The organism is Rhizobium sp. T1470, from assembly GCF_042140505.1.
Classification (GTDB): Bacteria; Pseudomonadota; Alphaproteobacteria; order Rhizobiales; family Rhizobiaceae; genus Rhizobium; species Rhizobium favelukesii.
In genome coordinates this window covers 4,150,681-4,174,580 of the sequence record NZ_CP148091.1, presented here as the reverse complement: position 1 = coordinate 4,174,580, position 23,900 = coordinate 4,150,681, and the positions used below count along the sequence as shown (strand labels likewise).

Here is a 23,900-nt window from a genome sequence, read left to right as displayed (position 1 = left end):
TCGCCCTATATAGATGCCGATCGTCTTGCCAATCTAGGGAAAGCGGAATGAGATTTAAAGTTGCCGGCCTTCACATCGCCGTCATTGTTGCTTCGCTGCTCTTTGCGGTCGCGGCTAGCGCAAGGACAATCAGCCTGGTCGGCTTTGGAGACAGCCTGATGGCGGGCTACCAACTCCCTCCCGGAGATGGCTTTCCAGAAAAACTGCAAGCAGCACTGAAAGCCAAAGGGGTCGACATATCAATCGCCAATGCGGGAGTGTCCGGCGACACGACGACCGGCGGTCTTGCGCGGATCGACTGGTCGATTCCTGACGGCACCAATGGCGTGATTCTCGAACTAGGTGCTAATGATGCGCTGCGCGGCATCCCTCCCGAAGAAAGTGAAAAAAACCTCGATCAGATGATTGTCCGGCTAAAGGAACGTGGGATTGCCGTCCTTCTCGTGGGTATGCTGGCGCCGCCGAACATGGGCGGGGACTATGCGGCGCGCTTCAACCCGATCTACCAGAAACTCGCGCAAAAACATGGCGTTGCGCTCTATCCCTTCTTTCTCGAAGGCGTAGTCCTTCATGCCGGTCTGCAGCTTGAGGATGGGATGCACCCCAACAGCAAGGGGGTTGATGTGATGGTCGAAAAGATGGAGCCGGCTATCACGCAATTCTTGGCAACGATTTCTACTGTGAAGAATTAAGGGCTTGCACAGGTGCCCAATGCGTGATTCCGTGTGAGCACCTGCAAAAGATTCGGGGAGTGCTCGTTATGCCGAGACTGTTTACCGCCCTCGAAATTCCGCGCAATGCCGCGATGAGCCTCTCATTGCTGCGCGGTGGTCTCCCTCGTGCAAGATGGATCGATGTGGAAAATTACCACATCACTTTGCGGTTTATCGGCGATGTCGATGGACGAACGGCAGACGAAATTGTCGATCGGCTCGACCGCATCGACCGGCCCGAATTCCAGATCCGTCTCGATGGTATCGGCGCATTCGGGTCCAAGAAGCCGCATTCGGTCTGGGCCGGCGTCTCGCCTTCGCCCGAGATGTATGCGCTACAGGCAGAAATCGAGCGGATCTGCCAGCGTATCGGATTGCCGCCGGATCCCCGTAAGTTCACGCCGCATGTCACGCTCGCGCGGCTGAAATCGTCGCGGGTCGACGATGTGGTGCGTTATCTGGCCGGTCGCGGAAACTTCCAGACCTCGGCCTTCACTGTTCCCCGCTTCGTCCTGCTGTCGTCAAGGGAATCGGTCGGCGGCGGTCCCTATTTGACGGAAGAGATCTTCCCGCTCCACGAGGCATTATCCGTTCCCAGCGTCTCGAGCAGCTTCCTGCAGCCGGTGAAGAGCCTGGCGTAGACATGTTCGAACTCGTCCCTGCCGCCGTAATAGGGGCGGGTATATCCTCGCCGCTCGCCAATGCGAAATCGCCGAATAGGTGGATGTTTGTGGCTTCCGGGCGGATCCGATGCAGTTCGGCGATATTTGTGCGATCCATCGCGAGTATCAGACCGAAGTCGCTGAAATCCTCCGTCGTTATCCGACGGGCGCTTTGCCGGGAGATGTCTATCCCGTGACCTCTGGCCGTCGCGATCGAACGCTGATCCGGATGCTCGCCTTGGTGCCAGCCACCGGTGCCGGCAGAATCGATCTCGAAACGATCAGCAAAGCCGGCCGCGTCGACAAGATGCGAGAAGATGCCCTCGGCAAGGGGAGAACGGCAGATGTTGCCCATGCAAACAAACAGGATGCTTATGCGTTTCATCTGTGGTCCATGATGGAAAGAGGAGGGACAATCGCATGAAACGGGAAAAACTGGAACGGCAAGCTATCACTGCCGAGCTCGCCAAGCTGGATGGCTGGTCGCTCGATGACACCGGCACGTCGATATCGCGAAGCTTCAAGTTTCGCAATTTCGTCGAGGCTTTCGGCTTCATGACCGAAGCGGCGCTCGCGGCCGAAAGGCTCAATCATCATCCCGAGTGGCTCAATGTCTATTCGCGCGTCGAGGTGAAGCTCAACACCCACGATGCTGGCGGCCTGACCGAGCTTGACTTCCGGCTAGCGACGGCGATGGAGAAGGCGGCAGCATGCCGGCTTGATTGAATCCGGTGCAGCCATCACCATATGTGCGCGTGTACGAAAGGACCAATCGGGATGGACGACGTCAAATTCGGTGAGATCCTTCTGCCGGGTGACGATGATACGCAGAGCCGGCGCGAGCAGACTGTACGCAAGAAATTCTGGCCGACCTTCAAGAAGGCCGTGCGGCAGATTCCATTCGCGCGCGATGTCGTTGCCGCATTCTACTGCGCGATGGATCCGCAGACGCCGACGAGGGTGCGCGGCGTGCTTCTGGCGGCGCTTGCCTATTTCGTCATGCCGATCGACATGATCCCTGATGTTTTTGCCGTGATCGGTTTTTCGGACGACGTAGCAGTCCTCTCCGCCGCCTTCGCGATGGTCAGCAGGCACCTGCAGCCGAGGCATTATGAAGCAGCAGACCGGGCGCTCGCCGACAAGCCTGAAGGCATGAAGACGATCTAGCCGCGTCGGTACGTCAGGCGCTCTCGGCCTCAAGAACCTTCCTGAGTTGTCCGAAGGCAAGCCGGATGCGGGACTTTACGGTCCCAAGCGGCAAGCCCGTCGCCTCCGCGATCTGCGAATGGGATTGGCCGAGAAAGAAGGCGGCGCGGAGCATTTCCCGTTGTTCTTGCGGGAGTTGGCTGACAGCGGCGCGCACGTGGGCGTCGCGATCGTCGTTTGCGAGGATCTCGTCGGCGCCGCTTTCAGCGACCGGCTGCAATGCCGGGTCTGCCCGATCCAAGACACGCGCTCTGGCCCGACGCTGAAGATCGATCCGCCGGTTGCGGGCAATGCGAAAAAGCCAGGTCGACAGAGACGATCGGGTTGCATCGTAGAGTCCGGCCTTGTGCCAAAGCACGATCATCACGTCCTGAACCAGTTCTTCTGCCTCGCTGCTTGCCATCCTTTGCCGTAGTAACCAAGATTTGAGGCGCGGTGCGAAGTAGTCGAATAACACGGCGAATGCCTCCTGGTCGCGGCGTTCCGCAACGGCCCTGGCGAGGGCGGCGAAGCGCTGTTTCTCCTCGGCATTCATGTTCCGTGCAAAGTCCCCTGGCTCAGCGAATTCTCCAACGGATTTCCAACGCTTACTGACGTACAACGGTTTCTGAAAAGGTCAAACTCTTGCCTGAATCTTTATGTCTTAAATCATTCATGACGATGGTCTGCGTGCGCACGCGGCATCACGCCATCACCGGCGAGGCGCCAGCGCCCGACGTTGACACTTGGGCGAAAATGACACAGGCAGGGACTTCTCGCAGTCCCTGTTGACGCTTTGGTAACCTGAATTAAGTCAAAATAAAGCAGATCGTGATTATGCGCCGCCCGTTCGCTTCGGGCTCGAATCGCAAGAACCGGCAGGATATCCATGTTTGTAAGAAGTACCGCAATCGCCCTTTCCCTTGTTCTCACCGGCGCCGGCATTGCATCCGCTCAGTCCAAGAAGTCGCAGCCTGCAGCGCCGGCAGCGCAGCAGCAGGCAACGCCGGCTTCGACGGCGCCGACACGTATCCAGCAGTTCCAGGCCTGGGGCGCCTATTCGTACAAGTCCGGCGCGAGCACCGTCTGCTACGTGCTGTCTGTGCCGACGGAAAAGAAGCCGGCGGGCATCGATCACGGTGACAATTTCTTCATCGTGTCGCAGCGTCCCGGCCAGAACATTTCCTACGAGCCGCAGGCAATGATGGGCTACACGGTCAAGGAGAACTCGAAGATCGATGTCGTTATCGACAACAAGACCTTTGTGATGTTCACCAAGGACAAGGCCGGTTGGGTTGAGAACGCAGCTCAGGAGCCGGCACTCGTCGCGGCCATGAAGAACGGTCACGCGATGACCGTCAACGCTACGTCTCGCAAAGGCACGTCGACCTCCTACAGCTATTCGCTCTCCGGCATTTCGGCCGCGCTGAAACAGGTTGAAGGCTGCAAATAAGCGCTTCGTGACTGTTCATTGAATTCGAAGGCCGGCCTTGCGCCGGCCTTCGTCGTTTTCCATCTCTAGTGACGCGCGGCAAAAATGATGCTAAAGGCCCGCACAACAGCGGATAGATCGCGGCTTTGCCGCCGTACTCCGCATTCAACTCTGCCATCATGCCCTCCGTGCCCCAAGTCATCCGGCTTACTGGGAGGATCGCATGTTGAATTCGGGATTAGAGATTATGTCCGTCATGGATGCGATGACCGTTACCAAGCCTGCCGGCGCCCCGATGCGCAGTGCCGATGCCGCGCTGAAGCCTTCGCTGATCGGCCTGAGCCGAGAAGAAATGGGCGCTGCGCTGCGCGAAAGGGGCGTGGCCGAAAAACAGATCAAGATGCGCGTGGCCCAGCTCTGGAACTGGTTCTACGTGCGCGGCGTCTCCGATTTCGATCACATGACGAATGTCGCCAAGGACATGCGCGAGATGCTGAAGCAGCATTTCACCATCGCGCGCCCCGAGATCGTCGAGGAGCAGGTGTCAAACGACGGCACCCGCAAGTGGCTGCTGCGCTTCCCGCCGCGCGGTGCCGGACGTCCGGTCGAGATCGAGGCTGTCTATATCCCGGAAGAGGGCCGTGGAACGCTTTGCATCTCAAGCCAGGTGGGCTGCACGCTGACCTGTTCCTTCTGTCATACCGGAACGCAACGTCTGGTGCGCAACCTGACGGCGGAAGAAATTCTCTCGCAGCTTCTACTGGCCCGCGATCGCCTGGGCGATTTCCCGGACCGTGAAGCGCCGCAGGGCACCATCATGCCAGCCGAAGGCCGCAAGGTCAGCAACATCGTGATGATGGGCATGGGCGAGCCGCTCTACAATTTCGATGCCGTGAAGCAGGCGTTGCTGATCGCCACCGATGGCGACGGCCTGTCGCTGTCGAAGCGTCGCGTGACGCTGTCGACGTCGGGCGTCGTGCCTGAAATCTTCCGCACCGGCGATGAAATCGGCGTGATGCTGGCAATCTCGCTGCATGCCGTGCGCGACGACCTGCGCGACATCCTCGTACCGATCAACAAGAAGTACCCGCTGAAGGAACTGATCGACGCCTGTCGGAAGTACCCGGGCTTGTCGAACGCCCGCCGCATCACCTTCGAATATGTGATGCTGAAGGACGTCAACGACAGCCTCGAGGATGCCAAGGGTCTCGTCCAGCTGCTGAAGGGCGTGCCGGCCAAGATCAACCTCATTCCGTTCAACCCATGGCCGGGCACCAACTATCAGTGTTCCGATTGGGCGCAGATCGAGAAGTTTGCCGATTTCATCAACTCGGCCGGCTATGCCTCGCCGATCCGCACGCCGCGCGGCCGCGACATTCTCGCAGCCTGCGGCCAGCTGAAGTCGGAATCGGAGCGCATGCGCAAGACCGAACGGCTGGCTTTCGAGGCTATGATGATCGCCAACCACGGCGCGGATGATTGATCAGCAAGTTTGATCCTTCAAACACCTCCGGATGATTGATTTCATGGCCTGCTTTTCCTAGAAGCAGGCCAAAATCATGTCTGGAGGATACCCAATGCGTTCAATTCTGCTTGCTGTCGCGGCCACGCTGGCTCTCACCCTGCCTGCCAAGGCGGAAGATGTGACCGTCGCGGTCACGGCTATCGTCGAGCATCCGGCTCTCGACGCCGCACGCAAGGGTGTCCTCGATGTGCTGACGGCCGCAGGCTACAAGGACGGCGAGAACCTGAAGTTCATGTTCGAGTCCGCCCAAGGTAATCCGGCAACGGCAGCGCAGATCGCCCGCCAGTTCGCCGGCGAAGGCCCCAATGTCATCGTGCCGATTTCCACCCCTTCCGCGCAGGCCGTCGTTTCCGCAACGCGCGACATTCCGGTTGTCTTCACCGCCGTTTCCGATCCGCTCGGCGCGCAGCTCGTGAAGAACATGGACCAGCCCGGCGGTAACGTCACCGGTCTGTCCGACATGTCGCCGGTTGCGGAGCATGTTGCACTCATCAAGGAAATCCTGCCGAACGCCAAGACGATCGGCTACCTCTACAACTCCGGCGAAGCCAATTCCGTATCGTTGCTTGCCGTCCTGAAGATTGAGGCCGAGAAGGCCGGCCTGACGGTCGTTGAGTCGGCCGCCACCAAGTCCGCCGAAGTGCAGGGCGCTGCGCGCGCGCTCGTCGGCCGTGCCGATGCCATCTATATCCCGACTGACAACACCATCATCTCTGCGCTCGAAGGTGCCGTTGCCGTTGCCGAAGAAAGCAAGCTGCCGCTCTTCACGGCAGACACAGACTCCGTCTCGCGCGGTGCGATTGCTGCGCTCGGCTTCAATTACTACGACGTCGGCAAGCAGACCGGAGAGATCGTCGTTCGCATCCTCAAGGGCGAAAACCCAGGGGACATTCCGGTGAAGGTTGCTGCCGGCAGCGATCTCGTCATCAACAAGGGTGCGGCAGCAAAGATGGGCGTCACACTGCCGGAAAGCGTTTTGAAGCGCGCGACGAAGACCATCGACTGATCGAAGTAGATTTCATAACCAACCATCCAGCCGCTCCCGTTTTATGCGGGGGCGGCTGATGGCATTAGAAGCTCGGGTCCGCTAAGAGGCGGGACAGGTCAGAAGAAAGGGCAGGAGCCGTGAGTCAGATCGCATTCTGGGGAGCCGTGGAGCTGGGGTTGGTCTATGCCTTCGTAGCGCTCGGCGTATACCTCGCATTTCGGGTGCTGGATTTTCCGGATCTGACCGTCGACGGCTCCTTCCCGTTGGGTGCTGCCGTGACAGCGGTGCTGATTGTCGCCGGCGTCAACGCCTGGCTTGCTGCTCTCGTTGCCATGGTCGCTGGTGCTGCGGCTGGTCTCGTCACGGCGATGCTCAATGTACGATTCAAGATCCTCAATCTGCTGGCCTCGATCCTGACGATGATCGCGCTCTTCTCGGTCAATCTGCGCGTCATGGGCAAGCCGAACGTCGCGCTGATCAATGCGGATACGATGATCAGCCCGTTCTTCGGTCATGGGCTGCGTGATTTCTACGTTCGTCCGCTGTTCGTCGGCGTCCTCGTCGTTGTCGCCGTCGTCCTCGTCTGGCGCTTCCTCGAGAGCGACTCGGGTCTGGCGATGCGCGCGACTGGTGCGAATGCCCGCATGGCCCGCGCGCAGGGCGTCGATACCAGCCGCCAGATCTATCTCGGCATGGCGATCTCGAATGCGCTGGTCGCCCTCGGGGGTGCGCTGTTTGCGCAGACGAACGGCTTTGCCGACGTCACCTCGGGTGTCGGAACGATCGTCGTCGGTCTTGCGGCGGTCATCATCGGCGAAACGCTGCTCGGCCGGCGGGGTCTGCTGATCGCGCTGATCGGCTGCGTCCTCGGCTCCATCCTCTACCGTATCGCTATCCAGCTGGCGCTCTCGACCGATGTCATCGGGCTGCAGGCATCCGACCTCAATTTCGTGACGGCCGTCCTGGTTACCGTTGCGCTCATTCTTCCCCGCCTTCGCCGCGGAGGTGCCGCATCGTGATAACCCTCAAGGATATCAAGGTCATCTTCGGCAAGGGGACGCCGCTGCAGAAGCAGGCACTGAACGGCGTTAGCCTTACTATCGAAGAAGGTTCGTTCGTCACTGTCATCGGTTCGAACGGAGCCGGCAAGTCGACGCTGCTTGGCGTTCTGGCCGGCGATGTGCTTGCCAGCGAAGGCCAGGTTCTGATTGGCCACGCCGATGTCACGCGCAAGTCCACGGCGGCCCGCGCCGGCCTCGTCGCCCGTGTCTTCCAGGATCCGCTAACGGGGAGCTGCGGCTCGCTTTCGATTGAGGAGAACCTTGCGCTGGCAGCCCGTCGCGGTGAGCGGCGCGGCCTTGTCTCGGCGCTCGGACCGCAGCGCCGCGAGCATTTCCGTGATCGCATTGCCGAGCTCAACCTCGGCCTCGAAAACCGGATGAAGGACCGCATGGACCTGCTTTCCGGCGGTCAGCGGCAGGCGGTGTCGCTAGTCATGGCGACGCTTGCCGGCTCCGAAGTGCTGCTGCTCGACGAGCATACGGCGGCGCTTGATCCTGGCATGGCCGAATTCGTCATGGGCCTCACGCAGAAGATCGTCTCGGAACGCAAGCTAACGACGTTGATGGTCACACACTCCATGCGCCAGGCGCTCGATTATGGGCACCGCACGATCATGCTGCATGGTGGGGAGATCGTTCTCGACGTCAGCGGTGACAGCCGCAAGACGCTGCAGGTCGAAGACCTGATCGCCATGTTCCGCAAAATGCGCGGCCAGACCTTGGATGACTACGCGCTGCTGATCGGTTGAGCCGCGGGGCGCTTAGCGCGCCTGCGTCAGCAGGATCTTTGCCGCGAAAACCGAGAACACGCCGGCGAAGGTAAAATCCATGCCGCGCAGAACCTTCTTGTTGTTCTGCAGCCAGCCGGCAAGCCAGTCGGCCGCGAAGACGACGGCAGCATTGACCGGCATGCCGATGACGATGAAGCAGAACCCGAGAAACAGCAGCTTCTGCGTCACTGTCGGGTCGCCGGCGCTGACGAACTGCGGCAAGAACGTCATGAAGAAGATGATAACCTTCGGGTTCAACAGGTTGACCCAGAAGCCCGAGGAGATGTTGGCAAGCGGCGTGCCCTTTGACGCTTCAACCTTGTTGACCGAGAACTTCGAGCCGTACCGGATTGCCTGGACGGCAAGCCAGAGCAGATAGGCTGCACCGCCTGTCTTCAGGATCAGGAAGGCCGCGGGCGATGCGGTGATCAAGGCCGAAACGCCGAAGGCGACCAGCATGTTGTGAACGACGATGCCAAGGCTCGTGCCGAGAACGACGAACAACGCCGCCTTCTTGCCCTGCGCCAGCGCCCGGCTGATGGACAGGGTCATATCGGGGCCGGGTGTCGCCGCAAGCAGAAGGGTCGCAGCGGCAAAGGCGAGAAGCGTCGGAAAGCTGGGCAGGAAGTCCATGGTACACTCCGAAAGCCGGATGAAAGCTTAGCGTCATATCCGGCTTTCAGAAAATGTCTAATCAAACGTTCTAATGCGACCTATTCCTTGCGTTCGAGGTAGGCCTTGAACTTGTCGGCATAGTCCTTGTGCCAGCGCGAGAGCGGCGGACGGTTCTCGATGATGTCGCCAATCGCCCAGGCCATGCGGCGTTCGTCCACCGAGCGGGCCACGTCGTTGTCGGGGCAGAGGATGTAGAACTCGCCGCGTTCCAGGCTTTCGATCATGAAGTCGACGGTCTGTTCCGGCGTCCAGGCAGCGGCCGGCTTTTCGGCACGATCGCCCTTTGTCAGGCCGGTGAAGACGAAGCCGGGGATTAACAGGTGGGCAGAGATCGTCGAGCCCTCTGTGTTTCGCAATTCGTGCTCCAGCGCTTCGGTGAACACCTTCACGCCGGCCTTCGAAACATTGTAGGCCGGATTGCCGGGCGGGGTGGTGATGCCCTGCTTCGAACCGGTGTTGATGATAAGGCCCGGTTCGCCGTGCGAGAGCATGTGCTGGCCGAAGGTGCGCGTTCCGTTGACGACGCCAAGCAGGTTGACGCCGAGGATGCTGTCCCAATCGGCCTGGGCGCTGAACATCGACGTCTCGGGGCCGATGCCAGCATTGTTCATAAGAATATGCACGCGGCCGAAGCGCTGGATCACGGTCCGTTCCAGAGCGTCCAGGGAGTCCTTCTGCGCAACGTCGGTTTCAACGGCCAGCACGTGCTCCTCTCCAGAGATCGATTTCAGCTGCTTGGCGGCCTCTGCCAGCCGTTCGCCGCCGAGATCGGCAATGGCGACGCTCATGCCGGCTCGGGCAAAGTGCTTTGCCGCGGCAAGCCCGATTCCGGAGGCTCCGCCGGTGATGACGGCAACATTGGATTTCTTGATGATGTCTTGGATTCTTGTCACGGCCAGCCTCTCCTCAGCATTGTCAGGACGCTGGCAGATATGGGTTGCGCTTTCGGCCTGTCAAACATTATCCGCGCCGTCTATGGTCGCCGTTGCCCTTGCGTCGTGCGTCAATCTCGCTAAAAGTGCCCAGCCATACCGGGCTTGGCGGGTTTGCCGCCGCCCTTTTGCAACGGACCTCATCATCATGGCATCTAAGAAAGACGTGAAGAAAGTCGTGCTCGCCTATTCCGGCGGCCTCGATACCTCGATCATCCTGAAGTGGCTGCAGACGGAGCTCGGCGCCGAAGTCGTGACCTTCACGGCCGATCTCGGCCAGGGCGAAGAGCTGGAGCCGGCGCGCAAGAAGGCCGAGATGCTCGGCATCAAGGAAATCTACATCGAGGACGTGCGCGAAGAGTTCGTGAAAGACTTCGTCTTCCCGATGTTCCGTGCCAATGCCGTCTATGAGGGCGTCTATCTGCTCGGTACGTCGATTGCGCGTCCGCTGATCTCCAAGCACCTGATCGACATTGCCCGCAAGACCGGTGCCGATGCGATCGCGCATGGCGCAACCGGCAAGGGCAACGACCAGGTTCGTTTCGAGCTCTCCGCCTATGCGCTGAACCCGGATATCAAGATCATCGCGCCGTGGCGCGACTGGGCCTTCAAGAGCCGTACCGATCTCCTGGCATTCGCTGAGCAGCATCAGATCCCGGTCGCCAAGGACAAGAAGGGAGAGGCGCCGTTCTCCGTCGACGCCAACCTGCTGCACTCCTCGTCCGAAGGCAAGGTTCTGGAAGATCCGGCGCAGGAAGCTCCTGAATACGTGCATATGCGCACGATTTCGCCGGAAGCCGCTCCAGATAAGGCAACGATCGTCAAGGTGGGTTTCGAGAAGGGCGATGCTATTTCGATCAACGGCGTTCGCATGAGCCCGGCGACGCTGCTTGCAACCCTTAACAATTACGGCCGCGACAACGGCATCGGACGCCTCGACCTCGTGGAAAATCGCTTCGTCGGCATGAAGTCGCGCGGCGTTTACGAAACGCCCGGCGGCACGATCCTGCTTGCCGCGCATCGCGCAATCGAATCCATCACGCTCGACCGCGGTGCCGCGCACCTCAAGGATGAGCTGATGCCGCGTTACGCCGAGCTGATCTATTACGGCTTCTGGTTCTCGCCGGAGCGCGAGATGCTGCAGGCGTTGATCGACAAGAGCCAGGAGCATGTCGAGGGCGAAGTGACGCTGAAGCTCTACAAGGGCAATGTCATGGTCATCGGCCGCGAGAGCCCGAAGTCGCTCTACTCCGACAAGCTCGTCACCTTCGAAGACGACCAGGGCGCCTACGACCAGAAGGATGCCGCCGGCTTCATCAAGCTCAACGCACTGCGTCTGCGCACGCTCGCAAAGCGCAATATCACGAAGTAAGCGAGAACAGCTCGATAGAGATCAAAGGCCCGCCTCGTGCGGTAATGCAGTTCACTTAGGTTTGCTTACGGCTCTTATCGGGTATCTGGCAGGGAGTTTTTTGACGACACGGGGGCATGATCGCCCCCGTTTTTCTGTCAGCAGCAAGTCTGCCAATCTGTTTCTCAATCTGGTGAGGTGGGCGGGGATTTTGCCGGGTGCTTCGATCGCCATCCATCCCCATTCGTGACGCAGGTAATGCAGGGCTGTGATAAAGCTTAGTCGGGTTGGCTCGACTTGGGCTTCGGTCGCGACCTCTGCCATTTCGAGCCGCACCAGATTGTAGGCCAGCAACGCGCCCCAGACCTCCTGATAGACAGTCTCCGGCGTGCCGCTTCGCAGGGTCAGTTCGCTACCGAGAAGCTCCTGCTTGAGTTCGCGATAACTTGTCTCGATGCGCCATCGCTCTTCATACTGATGGACGATTTCGCTTGCCGGATAAGTTTGTCTGTCCATCAGCGATGTCAACAATATGCGCTTTTTGCCATGGCTGGTGGTCGTCTCGATGGCCCTGACCTCCCAGAAGGCCGGCAAGTCCGGTTCTGCCTGCCGCGCCTGGGGCGAGACCTTCATGCGCACCCGATAATCGGTGGGGTGCGGATCCAGTCGTTCCCATGTGCTGTTGGCTTTGGCCGGAATCGGCCAGTGACGCTCATGTCCCTTCGTCTGCAATTGCAAGAGAAGGCTGGCACTGAAGAAGCCCTTGTCGAAGACCGTCAGCGAATGGTCCGGAACCCGGTCGAGCAGGCTTTTGGCATAGAGCATCTCGTTTGTGCCATAGGCTCCGAACACCGCATCACGCACCAGATGCGTCGCCAGCGCCGTCAGCGTCAGCAGCCGCAATTGCGGATAGCTTGCGACAACGCCAGACGCGTAGGCCTGCGCTCCAAAATGCGCCCGGTTCTCCGGGCTGTCGGACGTCCGCAGCGTGCTGCCGTCCACGGCATAACGACAAAGACCCCGCCAGGCACGCCCGGATTGGTGGCGTTCATCCCAGCATGATGCACTCATTGCAAACAACTGCGCCAACGGTGCCTGACCCAAGCGCTGCCGTGCCTGTGTCAACGCGCTCTTGGCAATATCCGCGTTGACCTCATCGGGCAAAACCAGATCAAGATGGGCCACCACCTCCGGGATCGACTGATGACGATAAAGGGCCAACGCAATCACCAGCCAGACGACCTGCTCGGCTGGCAGCTTGCGCTTGCGGATGCTCGCCTTGCCTGTCGTGGCGAGAGCCTGAGCGATCCAGTCCGGGTCGATCGCCTGCGAAAGAGCCGATAATTCGGCCGAATGTCCAAGGGTGCGCGACATCACAAACAAAAACAGGATGGGAAAACGAATCCCCATCCTGAACCATCAAACTTGCCCGCAGCTCACTAAGTGAACTGCATTACCGCTTCGGCGGGCCTTTTCATGCGCCAATCGTGGCGTGGGAAACCTTTGCAGCGCGCCGTGAGGCGCGGACGAACCAGACGTAGCTCGCAATGGAGATCAGTGCCATGGTCGGGATCACGGTTCCGAACGCCAGAAGCGGCATGCCGATCAACGAACCCGCGACGCCGCCTGCAAAGCCGCCACCCATCTGGATGAAGCCCATCATTGCGGACGCCGAGCCGGCAATATGCGGGAAGGGGTAGAGGCCCGAGGTTGTCATGTGCGGCGTCAGGAAGGCAAGTCCGAAGGCCAGGAACGCGATCGGCCCCATAATCGAGAGATAGGTGGGCGTCACGAAGTGGACAGAGAGCGCAATCATGATGCCCGCGGACCCGAGCAACCCGAGCCCGACGCGCACGGAACCGTCACCGCCCAAGCGCGGCGCCGCATAACGCAGGCAGATGGAGCCCAGGAAGTAGGAGCCGGACTGCAGCAGCATTCCGAGGCCGAAGGCTGTCGGCGAGAGGCCGACGACCTTGATGAGGATGAACGGGAGCAGCGTGGCCTGCGCATAGAGGGCACCGATCGAGCCGCCGAGCACGAGCGAGGCGGAGACGAAACGGCTTTCACGTGCAAGCTCGGTATACGCGGCCAGAAGCGGTCCGGGCAGGGCACGGCGGCGATCGGGCACGCTGGTTTCGCGCATGAAGACGACCACCGAAAGGCAGATCAGCAGACCGAAACCGATGAGAAGGAAGAAGACGGACTGCCAGCCGAAGGCGGCAAGCGCCAAACCGCCGATTGTCGGTGCCGCGGCCGGCCCAATGGCGATCATGATCCCAATCAGGTTCATGATACGGGAGGCCTCGGTTCCGGTGAACTGGTCGCGCACGATGGCGCGGGCGACCGTGATCCCGACGGAGGCGCCGATGCCCTGGATGAGACGGCCGGAGAGCAACCATTCGATGCCAGGCGCAAAGGCGGCAAGCAGGCTACCGGCGACATAGATACCGATGAAGAGGAGCGTCGCCGCGCGCCGGCCGAAGGCGTCCGAGAGCGGGCCCGCAAGCAATTGCGCAACCGAGAAACCGGCGAAATAGACGGAGAGCGTCATCTTGATTGCCGAGTCGGACGTCCGGAATGCCTGCACGAGCTCGGGCATCGCAGGGGTATAGATCGACATCGAGATCGGGCCGATTGTTGCGAGAAGCGCGCCGAGCATGCTGGTTCGCCGTTGGCTCATCCGGAATGGGGGCATAGGGGTACTCGCTCTTGGTGGCATGTGCGAAGCCGCCCAAAGGGCGACCCCTTCCTTCTGTCGGAAGCTGCGTGATCCGGCAATTCAAAAATCTTATGGGTCGCCATCATCGCTTGACGGGCCTCGATTGGCGCATAAGCTGCGATGGTTCCTTCCGGAGTTCTTTCGATGACCCAATCGTTGCTTGCGGGCGCCTTTCTGGCTGCCCTTCTTTATGTGCTGATTCCCGGTCCGGCGTTCCTCGCGTTGCTTGGCATCGGTGCGGGGCAGGGACGTCGCGCCGGCGCGCTGTTCGTCGGTGGCCATCTGGTCGGTGATCTGCTGTGGGCGTCACTGGCGCTGATTGCAATCATCGGCGCAAAGACGATCGGGACCTTTGTCTTCGACGCGCTCGGTCTTCTCTGTGGCTTCTACCTTGCCTGGATCGGCTGGAATGCTGTGAGGGCAAAGCCGAAAGGAGACGGACAGGCTTTGTTGGTCGTCGAACGGCCGTTCCGCCGTGGCCTGATCTTCGGCGTCACCAACCCGAAAGGGTATCCCGTGGCGCTCGCAACGTTCACGGCTCTCGTTGCCGGCTCGGCGAGCGCGTTGCAGTTTCACACGTTGCCGGTCCTGCTTGCGGTTTCGTTTCTGGGCTTTATTGTCGCCGATATGATCCTGATCACGATCATTGGCGCCGGCACGGTGCGGCGGTTCTATCGCTCGCACGAGCGGCTGATCGTCCGCTGCTCCGGTGTCTTGTTCATGGGTTTCGCAGCGCAGGCGCTCTGGCACGCGACACCGGGCCTGCTCGGGTGGCGGAAAGCCTGAGATCAGGGTCGAGGAAACTGACGACCGAATTGAGCGTTGCCACCGTTTCCGGGTCGCCGATCGACGTCGCGATCTGCAGCTGATCTTTGTAGTAGTCCCGGAAATTGAAGCTCGTCGCATCGGTGATATCGGAGAGGTCGAGGATGTTGCCGGCTGGGTCGATCGTTCGCATCGGCAGCGGTTCGGAGATGGCGGCGAATGTATCCTGATTGATCGCGCCCGCATCGAAGCTCTGCCTTGCATATTGGCGCAGTTCGCTGGCGCTGATCGCGGAGAAATCCGGCGTATCGCCGCCAGTTTCATCAATGTGGAATGCCGTCGAAGGCTTCGCAGCTGTGCCGATTTTGGCTTCTAATTCATTGTAACTATTAGAATTATCGGAATTTCTTCTGAAAAGGAAATTCGGCGAAGACCGCACAGAAAGGATTTCCATGGCCCATATCCAATTGCAAGAAGATGACGAGCAAAGCTATCGCGCGCGCCGAAGCCGCGTCAATCGTTAACGATTGGTTAATTCTCATGCATCATTTCTTGCCGTGAACTTTTCACAGTCAGGCGGCGGAAAGAGCGTCCGATCGGCAATACCAATTGCGTACGGGCATCCCTATATTGCCTGTTCAGTTGCCTGCCACAAAGGATGTCCGCATGCCTTCCACACCACAATTCAATCCGGCACTCTTCGAATGGAACGGCCTTCACGGCCTGCCTCGGTTCGATGCGCTCAACGACGGTGACTTCGCTTCCGCTTTCGATGCCGCACTCGCCGCACACGAGAAGGAGATCGATGAGATCGCCGGAAATCCGGAAGCGCCGACATTCGAGAACACGGTCGCTGCTCTAGAGATTGCAGGCGATCAGCTGTCGCGCGTATCCGCACTGTTCTGGAACCGGGCAGGCGCTCACACCAACGACACAATCCAAACACTGGAGCGGGACATTTCGCCGAAGATGTCGCGTCACTACTCCAAGATCGGCATGAATGCGGCCCTCTTTACCCGCATCGATGCCCTGTGGGAAGCGCACGAAAGCCTTGGTCTGTCGCTGGAGCAGACACGGGTGCTGGAGCGGCACTGGAAGGGTTTCGTCAAATCCGGCGCGAAGCTGCCGAAGCCCGAGCAGGAGAAGCTTGCGGGCCTCAACGAAAAGCTCGCCGGCCTCGGCACCCAGTTCGGGCAGAACGTGCTTGCCGATGAAAAGAACTGGGCGCTGATCCTTTCCGACGGCGCCGATCTCGACGGCATTCCCGAATTCCTGAAGGATGCGATGGCGGCTTCTGCACGCGAGCGAGGCGAAGAGGGCAAATTTGCCGTGACCCTGTCGCGCTCGATCATCGAACCGTTTCTCACCTTCTCCGAGCGGCGCGATCTGCGTGAGCAGGCCTTCGAGGCTTGGGTAGCGCGCGGCGAGAACGATGGTGTGACGGACAATCGCGGCATCATCCGCGATATGCTTGCGCTTCGCGACGAGGTGGCGAAGCTCCTCGGCTATGGTAACTTCGCGGAACTGAAGCTCGACAACACGATGGCGAAGACGCCCGGTGCGGTGAACCACCTACTTCGACAGGTGTGGGCGAAAGCTGTCAAGCGGGCCGGCGAAGAAGAGGCCGACATCGCCAAGCTGATCGCCGCAGAGGGCAAGAACCATGAGGTGATGCCCTGGGACTGGCGGCACTATGCTGAGAAGATCCGCGCACAGCGGTTCAACTTCTCCGAAGCCGAGTTGAAGCCTTATCTCCAGCTCGAGAAGATCATCGATGCCTGCTTCGACGTCGCCGGCCGGCTGTTCGGCATTCGTGCCGTCGAGAAGAAAGGCGTTCCCGCCTATCATCCCGATGTTCGCGTTTTCGAGATCCGCGACCGAGAGGACACGCTGGTGGCGCTCTTCCTTGGCGATTATTTCGCTCGCAGCTCGAAGCGCTCCGGCGCTTGGATGAGCTCATTCCAGTCGCAGCACAAGCTGCCGCTGAAGGACGGACGACAGGGCGAGCTGCCGATCATCTACAATGTCTGCAATTTCGCCAAGCCTGCCGAAGGCAAGCCCGCGCTTCTGTCGCTCGACGATGCGCGCACGCTGTTCCACGAATTCGGCCATGCGCTCCACGGAATGCTCTCGAACGTCACCTATCCCTCGATCTCCGGCACGGGCGTCTCGCGCGATTTCGTTGAATTGCCGTCGCAGCTTTACGAGCACTGGCTGACGGTGCCAGCGATCCTCAAGCAGTATGCGGTGCATTTCGAAACCGGCGAGCCGATGCCACAGGCGCTGCTGGACAAGGTTCTGGCGGCCCGCACTTTCAATTCCGGCTTCAATACGGTCGAGTTTACCTCCTCCGCGCTTGTCGACATGGCGTTCCACACGCGCGACAAGGTCGAGGACCCGATGGCGGTGCAGGCCGGGGTGCTCTCGGAGCTCGGCATGCCGAAATCGATCGTCATGCGTCACGCCTCGCCGCACTTCCAGCACATCTTCTCCGGCGGTTATTCAGCCGGCTACTATTCCTACATGTGGTCCGAGGTGCTTGATGCGGACGCCTTCGCCGCCTTCGAGGAGACGGGCGACGCGTTCAACCGGGAAATGGCAGCCAAGCTGAAGGACAACATCTATTCCGTCGGTGGCGCCATCGATCCCGAGGATGCCTACAAGGCCTTCCGAGGCAAGCTGCCGAGCCCGGATGCAATGCTGGTGAAGAAGGGACTTGCGACCTTCGAAGAACTGTCCGGCAGCGACGCCTGACAAGTCATGTTTTGCGCATCTTGGATGCGCAAAAGCTAAAGTATTGGCGGGTGACAACATCTGACCGCTTCGTCACATGACTGTCACTGAAGGTTAATAAGCAACCGGCATCGACCTTAACCGATGCCGGTTTTTTCATGACCTCTCAGCCTTCATAGACGAGTGCTGCCGTTTCGAGGGCCGGCGTCGAATTGCACTATGGTGCAACGCCTGTTCTGAAGGGCATCGGCATTTCGCTTTCCAAGGGCAAGACGCTGGCGCTGCTTGCTCGACGGCGACGTGGAAGGTTGCCTGCGATCTGCCGATCGGGCTTGTGATCTGGGACGACTACGGACATCGGCGGGGAAGCGAGTCAATCTCGAACGGCGACAATGGCGCGCCACTCGGTCGCGAGCTGGAGTTTGCCGACCTGCTGCGGTTCGTCCGCGATGCCTGCATATCCAACATGGTCTGGCTGACGGCCGACGTGCACTATACGGCAGCGCACTCCTACGATCCCGGCAAGGCGACGTTCCGCGAGTTCCTCCCGTTCTGGGAATTCGTGGCTGGACCTCTCCATTCCGGAACCTACGGCCCGCAACAACTCGACATGACCTTCGGCCGCAGGTGAAGTTCATGAAGGCAGCACCCGGCGGCCCGGAGCAGAACCTGCCGCCATCGGCCGGCATGCAATTTTTCGGGCTGATCGATATCGATGGGCAGACCGAGCAACTGAGGGTGCGGCTGATAGACCGGAACGACACGGAACTGTGGCGGACGACCATCGACCCGCAGATATCGAGTTGACGCCATGGGTGGCAGGCAATCGGCTTTCCCCCCTTTCGCAGAAGCGAAAAACACTGTATGAGCCGCCCAAATGAAATTGGCGCCTTCTCCCAGCGCGGCGCCCCAGCCTCAGAGATATAGACATATGGCACTTCGCAACATCGCGATTATCGCGCACGTTGACCATGGCAAGACGACACTGGTTGACGAGCTTCTGAAACAGTCCGGCTCGTTCCGCGAGAACCAGCGCGTTGCAGAACGCGTCATGGATAGCAACGACCTGGAAAAAGAGCGCGGCATCACGATTCTTGCCAAGGCAACGTCCGTCGAGTGGAAGGGTGTTCGCATCAACATCGTCGACACCCCCGGCCACGCCGACTTCGGTGGCGAAGTCGAGCGTATCCTGTCGATGGTGGACGGCGCGATCGTTCTGGTCGACTCCTCCGAAGGCCCGATGCCGCAGACGAAGTTCGTCGTCTCCAAGGCGTTGAAGGTCGGCCTTCGCCCGATCGTCGCGATCAACAAGATCGACCGTCCTGATGGTCGCCACGAAGAAGTCATCAACGAAGTCTTCGACCTCTTCGCGAACCTCGACGCGACCGACGAGCAGCTCGACTTTCCGATCCTCTACGGTTCGGGCCGCGATGGCTGGATGAACGTCAACCCGGAAGGTCCGAAGGACCAGGGTCTGGCACCGCTTCTCGACCTGGTGCTCGAGCACGTTCCGGAGCCGACAGTCCACGAGGGCCCGTTTACGATGATCGGCACGATCCTCGAAGCCAACCCCTTCCTCGGCCGCATCATCACCGGCCGCATCAATTCCGGTTCGATCAAGCCGAACCAGGCCGTCAAGGTTCTGAGCCAAGACGGCAAGCTGATCGAAAACGGCCGTATCTCGAAGATCCTCGCTTTCCGCGGCATCGAGCGCACCTCGATCGAGGAAGCACATGCAGGCGACATCGTGGCCATCGCCGGTCTCTCAAAGGGCACGGTTGCCGACACCTTCTGTGATCCGGCTGTTACCGAGGCGCTGACCGCACAGCCGATCGATCCGCCGACCGTCACCATGTCCTTCATCGTTAACGACAGCCCGCTGGCCGGCACCGAAGGCGACAAGGTGACCTCGCGCGTCATCCGCGATCGTCTCTACAAGGAAGCCGAAGGCAACGTCGCGCTGAAGATCGAGGAAGCAGAAGGCAAGGATTCCTTCTACGTGTCGGGTCGTGGCGAATTGCAGCTTGCCGTTCTGATCGAAACCATGCGCCGCGAAGGTTTCGAGCTCGCCGTATCGCGTCCGCGCGTCGTGATGCACCGCGACGAGAACGATCAGCTGATGGAGCCGATCGAAGAAGTCGTCATCGACGTCGACGAAGAGCATTCCGGCGTCGTCGTCCAGAAGATGTCCGAGCGCAAGGCCGAAATGACCGAGCTGCGTCCTTCGGGCGGCAACCGTGTTCGCCTGGTGTTCAATGCGCCGACGCGCGGCCTGATCGGCTATCAGTCGGAACTCCTGACCGACACGCGCGGTACCGCCGTGATGAACCGTCTGTTCAAGGACTACCAGCCTTACAAGGGCGAAATCGGTGGCCGTACCAACGGCGTTCTGCTCGCAAACGCTGCGGGTGAAGCTGTGGCCTATGCCATGTTCAACCTGGAAGATCGCGGCCCGATGATGATCGAGCCGGGCGAAAAGGTCTACATGGGCATGATCATCGGCATCCACTCCCGCGACAACGATCTTGAAGTCAACGTTCTCAAGGGCAAGCAGCTGACCAACATCCGCGCTGCCGGCAAGGACGAAGCCGTAAAGCTGACGCCGCCGATCCGCATGACGCTCGACCGCGCTCTGTCCTGGATCCAGGACGACGAGCTGATGGAAGTGACGCCGAAGTCGATCCGCCTGCGCAAGATGTATCTCGACGCAAACGATCGCAAGCGCTTCAGCAAGGCAAAGATCGCCTGAGCCATCCAGACGCCTTGAAGTCTTTCAACCCCGGCCATCGTGCCGGGGTTTTTTATTGTGTGCTGCGTCGAATCCGGCTTGTCGCAATAGTTAAAAAAGCGTTAAATTTCAGCCGTCGTCCACACGTTAAGTCTGTGGGCAAGCGACCTGAATGCGTTGGGCGCATATGGTTAATTGCCGACAATGGGACCAGAGTAAGCGTTATGAAGACGTTGTCGATCGATGTTCGGCGGGCCGAACCGCAGGATTCCCGAGCTATATCGGAAGTGCATCGGCTTGCGTGGCAGCACACCTATGCGGGGATTATTCCGCATCGTGCGTTGCGGCAAATGATCGAGCGTCGCGGGGAGAACTGGTGGCGCAAGGCGACCCGCGGACCCGCAACACTACTCGTTCTCGACGTGGCCGGCATGGTCGCAGGCTACGCGACACTTGGCCTCAATCGTGCCCGTGCGCTGCCGCAGGAAGGCGAGATCTACGAACTCTATCTCCGGCCGGAGTACCAGGGGATTGGCCTCGGGCACATGCTCTTCGGCGAAGCAAGACGGCTTCTGAAGTCGCTCGGCTGCAATGGACTGGTCGTCTGGTGCCTCGAGGAAAACGAGACCGGAGCGCAGTTCTATCGCAGCCACGGTGGCGTCGACTATTGCGAGGGCATGGAAACTTTCGACCAGAAGCAGCTAAAGAAAATCGGCTTCATCTGGGGTTGAGGCCGGTCTCTCCGTTTTTCCTCTTACAGTATGAGCCGGTGGCCTCACGGCGATAACGGCAATCCCGTGACCTTTATTACGGCGACGTTGCCGGTCATGATCTCGATAGGCGGGGCTGGTGACGGGCATAGTCGCCGACCGGCTGCAGCGTCGGGTCATGCTTGGTCTCCACCTCTGGAGAAGGCTGAGGCAGCTGGGCCGGTACCTGCGCCGCATCTCATCAGACGACGAGGGACGTTGCTCGGATCCGGTGCGGCGCTTGCGCGGCAACGACCCGCAAGCCGCGTATTGCCTTGACCGTCGTTTTAAGACAGCCTCAAATCCGCACGGGCGTGTTGCGTTGCGGGATGATTCCCAGTATCTGGCAACCATCGACTTAACCTTTAGAGGGAAGCTCTATGCGCATTGACGCGATCTCCATCGGCAAGAACCCGCCGGAAGATGTCAACGTAATCGTTGAAGTGCCCGTTGGCGGCCACCCGATCAAGTACGAGATGGATAAGGAGGCCGGGACGCTGGTCGTTGATCGCTTCCTCTATACGCCGATGACCTATCCGGGCAATTACGGCTTCGTGCCGCACACGCTATCTGAAGACGGCGATCCAATCGACGTTCTTATCGCTAGCACGCGTCCGCTCGTTCCGGGCTGCGTCATCAACGTGCGCCCGATTGGCGTTCTCAAGATGGAAGACAATTCCGGCAAGGACGAGAAGATCATCGCCGTACCGTCGCCGAAGCTGACCCTGCGCTACGAGAAGGTAAAGGACTATACCGACCTTCCGGAGATCACGCTGAAGCAGATCGAGCACTTCTTCTCGCACTACAAGGATCTCGAGCCCGGCAAGTGGGTGAAAATCTTCGGCTGGGGTGATTCCAAGGAAGCCGGCGCCCTGATCCTTGAGGCGATCGAACGCGCCAAGAAGGAAAAGGCCTGATCAGCTCTCGACGAGAGCACCCAATGTCCTGATCAAATCCTCCGGGTCGCCTTCGATCCGGAGGGTTTTTTTACGCGACGTATCGCCTGAGGCGAGGCTGATCGATGATTTCGCGACGCCAAGCGACTTGGCGACGAGCGCGATCAGCGCCTTGTTCGCCTTTCCCTTTTCAGCAACGGCAGTCACTCTGGCTTTGAGGTGGGACTTGCCCTCGGCGTCGGTGTCCACGCCGTCGATTGCGTCGCGCCCGCCATTGGGCGTCAGGCGAACTGCAAGAAAGATGTGGTCGGTGAATGCAGCCCAGGGCTGGCTCATGCCACCAGCGGGAAGATTGAATTCCACATCAGCGAGCGCACGAAAAAGATGATCAGCAACAGGATGATCGGCGAGATGTCGATGCCGCCGAGGTTCGGCAGCACGCGGCGGATCGGTCGCAGCAGCGGTTCGGTCACGTTGTAGAGGAACATGCCGACCGAATTGACAAATTGGTTGCTGGAGTTGATCACGTTGAAAGCATACAGCCAGGAAAAGATAGCGCTGGCGATCAGCACCCAAGTGTAGAGATTCAAAGCCAAATCAATGGTTTGAAAAAGCGCAAGCATTGCAATCTCCAGTTCGTTGTTGACAGACATGTAGACATTGACGACTAAACGAGCAAGTGCTGTCTCGAAACGCATTGTAAATCATGTTTAACAGCGGCGTCGTGCGTTGGCGTCTGGCCTGTTGCCTTGGAAAGCCTTCATGTCCTTTTCGCCAACCGGAGATCGTTTTGCTGCGTTCCGGCATTCGTCCTACACCCGGTTCTTCTTTGCACGGTTTCTGCTGTCGTTCTCGCAGCAGATCGTCAGTGTTGCCGTCGGCTGGCAGATGTATGACCAGACCGGCAGCGCCATCTATCTCGGACTGATTGGCCTCGTACAATTTCTGCCATCGCTGGTCCTGATCCTTGTCACAGGATCCGTCGCCGACCGGCACAATCGACGTGCGATCGCCGCCATCTGCTCGCTCGTCAGCGCCATGTGTACGCTGGCGCTGCTATTGATGACGATAACCGGCACGTTCTCGCCGTTGCCTGTATTTGCCGTTCTGCTGGTTTTCGGCATCGAGCGCGCCTTCATGTCGCCGGCAGTGCAGTCGCTGGCGCCGAACCTTGTGCCAACAGAGGATTTGTCGAACGCCATTGCCTGGAATTCGTCTTCATGGCAACTCGCGGCGATCACAGGCCCCGTTCTTGGCGGCCTGTTATACGGCGTCAGCCCTCATACGGCCTACACGGTCGCTGTTATCTTCGCGGCCCTTGGTGCAGCACTGCTCTATATGATCCCCAAGCCACCGCAGAAGACGACTGGTGAAGCCAAAAGCTGGGACATGATCCTCGGCGGCTTCCGCTTCATTCGGGCGGAGAAAGTCGTGCTTGGAGCGATTTCGCTCGATCTCTTCGCGGTGCTCTTGGGCGGCGCAACGGCACTGATGCCGATCTTCGCCCGCGATATCCTGACCCTCGGTCCTTGGGGGCTCGGCCTTCTACGCTCGGCGCCCGGGGTTGGCGCGATCGCCATGGCAATTTTTCTCGCCGCCTATCCGCTCAGGCATAGTGCCGGCGTCGCCATGTTCGTCGGCGTCGCCCTATTCGGCATCGGCACCGTCGTTTTCGGGTTCTCGACCAGCACGGAGCTATCGATCGCGGCGCTGGCCATCATGGGTGCGGCCGATATGATTTCCGTCTATGTGCGGGAGAGCCTGATCGCACTCTGGACGCCGGACGAACTGCGCGGTCGGGTCAATGCCGTCAACATGGTCTTCGTGGGCGCCTCGAACGAACTCGGCGAATTTCGAGCAGGCACGATGGCTTCCATTTTTGGCGCCGTCCCTGCGGTTATCATCGGCGATATTGGCACGCTTGCCGTGGCGGCGATTTGGGCAACGAGCTTTCCGAAGCTCCGCAAGATCGACACGCTTGATGCGCCGGAGCGGCTAGGAAAAGTGTGACGGCCC

General features: G+C 59.8%; 24 protein-coding genes and 2 pseudogenes. 17 read left to right on the top strand and 9 right to left on the bottom strand.

What is annotated here, in order from left to right; genetic code table 11:
• The first annotated feature begins 47 nt into the window (after positions 1-47).
• Positions 48-692 carry an arylesterase gene (locus WGT02_RS20935; protein ID WP_024315298.1) on the top strand — a complete coding sequence of 215 codons (645 nt, stop codon included), beginning with the start codon at positions 48-50 and terminating at the stop codon, positions 690-692.
• 68 nt (positions 693-760) lie between these two features.
• Positions 761-1,354 (top strand): RNA 2',3'-cyclic phosphodiesterase, encoded by a 594-nt coding sequence (thpR, locus tag WGT02_RS20930; RefSeq protein ID WP_024315297.1) that lies wholly within the window; start codon positions 761-763, stop codon positions 1,352-1,354.
• On the opposite strand, the pseudogene WGT02_RS20925 reads toward thpR, so the two are convergent.
• Positions 1,261-1,760: pseudogene (locus WGT02_RS20925) on the bottom strand (low molecular weight protein-tyrosine-phosphatase). The gene thpR and the pseudogene WGT02_RS20925 sit on opposite strands and share 94 nt — an antisense overlap.
• A 35-nt stretch (positions 1,761-1,795) precedes the next feature.
• On the opposite strand from WGT02_RS20925, the gene WGT02_RS20920 reads away from it, so the two are divergent.
• Both WGT02_RS20920 and WGT02_RS20915 read left to right on the top strand, forming a co-directional pair.
• Positions 1,796-2,101, top strand: a complete 306-nt coding sequence (locus WGT02_RS20920) for a 4a-hydroxytetrahydrobiopterin dehydratase (RefSeq protein ID WP_024315295.1) — start codon at positions 1,796-1,798, stop codon at positions 2,099-2,101.
• Positions 2,102-2,152: 51 nt separating this feature from the next.
• Positions 2,153-2,542 carry a YkvA family protein gene (locus WGT02_RS20915; RefSeq protein WP_007794295.1) on the top strand — a complete coding sequence of 130 codons (390 nt, stop codon included), beginning with the start codon at positions 2,153-2,155 and terminating at the stop codon, positions 2,540-2,542.
• Positions 2,543-2,555: 13 nt separating this feature from the next.
• On the opposite strand, the gene WGT02_RS20910 is transcribed toward WGT02_RS20915, so the two are convergent.
• The gene (locus WGT02_RS20910) at positions 2,556-3,116 is read right to left on the bottom strand and encodes a sigma-70 family RNA polymerase sigma factor (protein WP_208249497.1); all 561 of its coding nucleotides are present in this window, start codon (positions 3,114-3,116) and stop codon (positions 2,556-2,558) included.
• A 333-nt stretch (positions 3,117-3,449) separates the two neighbouring features.
• On the opposite strand from WGT02_RS20910, the gene WGT02_RS20905 reads away from it, so the two are divergent.
• From WGT02_RS20905 to WGT02_RS20885, 5 genes are all read left to right on the top strand, one after another.
• On the top strand, positions 3,450-4,013 hold the full coding sequence (locus WGT02_RS20905) for an invasion associated locus B family protein (RefSeq protein WP_024315293.1): 564 nt from the start codon (positions 3,450-3,452) through the stop codon (positions 4,011-4,013).
• Between the two features lie 226 nt (positions 4,014-4,239).
• Positions 4,240-5,475: a 23S rRNA (adenine(2503)-C(2))-methyltransferase RlmN gene (gene rlmN / locus WGT02_RS20900; RefSeq protein WP_208250539.1), complete on the top strand. Its 1,236-nt coding sequence runs from the start codon at positions 4,240-4,242 to the stop codon at positions 5,473-5,475.
• A 94-nt stretch (positions 5,476-5,569) separates the two neighbouring features.
• Entirely contained in the window at positions 5,570-6,523 is a 954-nt protein-coding gene (locus tag WGT02_RS20895; protein WP_024315291.1) for an ABC transporter substrate-binding protein, read from the top strand.
• Positions 6,524-6,642: 119 nt separating this feature from the next.
• Positions 6,643-7,524, top strand: a complete 882-nt coding sequence (locus tag WGT02_RS20890; protein ID WP_208249499.1) for an ABC transporter permease — start codon at positions 6,643-6,645, stop codon at positions 7,522-7,524.
• Entirely contained in the window at positions 7,521-8,315 is a 795-nt protein-coding gene (locus tag WGT02_RS20885; RefSeq protein WP_208249501.1) for an ABC transporter ATP-binding protein, read from the top strand. Before WGT02_RS20890 ends, WGT02_RS20885 begins: the two co-directional genes overlap by 4 nt.
• A 12-nt stretch (positions 8,316-8,327) precedes the next feature.
• Here WGT02_RS20885 and WGT02_RS20880 read toward each other — a convergent pair whose 3' ends face one another.
• Both WGT02_RS20880 and WGT02_RS20875 read right to left on the bottom strand, forming a co-directional pair.
• A complete protein-coding gene (locus WGT02_RS20880) occupies positions 8,328-8,969 on the bottom strand; it encodes a LysE family translocator (RefSeq protein ID WP_208249503.1) in 642 nt (213 codons plus the stop codon).
• An 80-nt stretch (positions 8,970-9,049) separates the two neighbouring features.
• Positions 9,050-9,904 carry an SDR family oxidoreductase gene (locus tag WGT02_RS20875; RefSeq protein WP_024315287.1) on the bottom strand — a complete coding sequence of 285 codons (855 nt, stop codon included), beginning with the start codon at positions 9,902-9,904 and terminating at the stop codon, positions 9,050-9,052.
• Positions 9,905-10,091: 187 nt separating this feature from the next.
• Here WGT02_RS20875 and WGT02_RS20870 point away from each other — a divergent pair, with 187 nt between their 5' ends.
• Complete coding sequence (locus WGT02_RS20870; protein WP_024315286.1) at positions 10,092-11,315, top strand: argininosuccinate synthase; 1,224 nt, start codon at positions 10,092-10,094, stop codon at positions 11,313-11,315.
• Between the two features lie 51 nt (positions 11,316-11,366).
• On the opposite strand, the gene WGT02_RS20865 is transcribed toward WGT02_RS20870, so the two are convergent.
• Both WGT02_RS20865 and WGT02_RS20860 read right to left on the bottom strand, forming a co-directional pair.
• The gene (locus WGT02_RS20865) at positions 11,367-12,704 is read right to left on the bottom strand and encodes an IS4 family transposase (RefSeq protein ID WP_208249505.1); all 1,338 of its coding nucleotides are present in this window, start codon (positions 12,702-12,704) and stop codon (positions 11,367-11,369) included.
• Positions 12,705-12,768: 64 nt separating this feature from the next.
• Positions 12,769-13,953 (bottom strand): multidrug effflux MFS transporter, encoded by a 1,185-nt coding sequence (locus WGT02_RS20860; protein ID WP_208249507.1) that lies wholly within the window; start codon positions 13,951-13,953, stop codon positions 12,769-12,771.
• A 204-nt stretch (positions 13,954-14,157) separates the two neighbouring features.
• On the opposite strand from WGT02_RS20860, the gene WGT02_RS20855 reads away from it, so the two are divergent.
• Positions 14,158-14,799, top strand: a complete 642-nt coding sequence (locus tag WGT02_RS20855) for a LysE family translocator (protein ID WP_024316792.1) — start codon at positions 14,158-14,160, stop codon at positions 14,797-14,799.
• On the opposite strand, the gene WGT02_RS20850 is transcribed toward WGT02_RS20855, so the two are convergent.
• On the bottom strand, positions 14,732-15,232 hold the full coding sequence (locus WGT02_RS20850) for a hypothetical protein (RefSeq protein ID WP_375678805.1): 501 nt from the start codon (positions 15,230-15,232) through the stop codon (positions 14,732-14,734). The two genes, WGT02_RS20855 and WGT02_RS20850, sit on opposite strands and share 68 nt — an antisense overlap.
• Before the next feature lie 212 nt (positions 15,233-15,444).
• Here WGT02_RS20850 and WGT02_RS20845 point away from each other — a divergent pair, with 212 nt between their 5' ends.
• The 5 genes and pseudogenes from WGT02_RS20845 to ppa all read left to right on the top strand — a co-directional run bounded on the left by WGT02_RS20845 (position 15,445) and on the right by ppa (position 21,905).
• Positions 15,445-17,532, top strand: a complete 2,088-nt coding sequence (locus WGT02_RS20845) for a M3 family metallopeptidase (protein ID WP_208249509.1) — start codon at positions 15,445-15,447, stop codon at positions 17,530-17,532.
• A 262-nt stretch (positions 17,533-17,794) separates the two neighbouring features.
• Positions 17,795-18,318 (top strand): annotated as a pseudogene (locus WGT02_RS20840) (alkaline phosphatase D family protein); the annotation flags it as partial.
• Positions 18,319-18,442: 124 nt separating this feature from the next.
• Positions 18,443-20,260 carry a translational GTPase TypA gene (gene typA / locus WGT02_RS20835; protein ID WP_024316796.1) on the top strand — a complete coding sequence of 606 codons (1,818 nt, stop codon included), beginning with the start codon at positions 18,443-18,445 and terminating at the stop codon, positions 20,258-20,260.
• A gap of 203 nt (positions 20,261-20,463) precedes the next feature.
• Positions 20,464-20,970 (top strand): GNAT family N-acetyltransferase, encoded by a 507-nt coding sequence (locus WGT02_RS20830; protein ID WP_024316797.1) that lies wholly within the window; start codon positions 20,464-20,466, stop codon positions 20,968-20,970.
• A 398-nt stretch (positions 20,971-21,368) separates the two neighbouring features.
• Positions 21,369-21,905: an inorganic diphosphatase gene (gene ppa, locus WGT02_RS20825; RefSeq protein ID WP_208249512.1), complete on the top strand. Its 537-nt coding sequence runs from the start codon at positions 21,369-21,371 to the stop codon at positions 21,903-21,905.
• On the opposite strand, the gene WGT02_RS20820 is transcribed toward ppa, so the two are convergent.
• Both WGT02_RS20820 and WGT02_RS20815 read right to left on the bottom strand, forming a co-directional pair.
• Positions 21,906-22,220: a DUF167 domain-containing protein gene (locus tag WGT02_RS20820; protein ID WP_024316799.1), complete on the bottom strand. Its 315-nt coding sequence runs from the start codon at positions 22,218-22,220 to the stop codon at positions 21,906-21,908.
• The gene (locus WGT02_RS20815) at positions 22,217-22,507 is read right to left on the bottom strand and encodes a YggT family protein (protein WP_016556606.1); all 291 of its coding nucleotides are present in this window, start codon (positions 22,505-22,507) and stop codon (positions 22,217-22,219) included. The genes WGT02_RS20820 and WGT02_RS20815 overlap by 4 nt, the downstream gene beginning before the upstream one ends.
• A gap of 139 nt (positions 22,508-22,646) precedes the next feature.
• On the opposite strand from WGT02_RS20815, the gene WGT02_RS20810 reads away from it, so the two are divergent.
• Positions 22,647-23,894: an MFS transporter gene (locus WGT02_RS20810; protein ID WP_208249514.1), complete on the top strand. Its 1,248-nt coding sequence runs from the start codon at positions 22,647-22,649 to the stop codon at positions 23,892-23,894.
• The last annotated feature ends 6 nt before the right edge of the window (positions 23,895-23,900 follow it).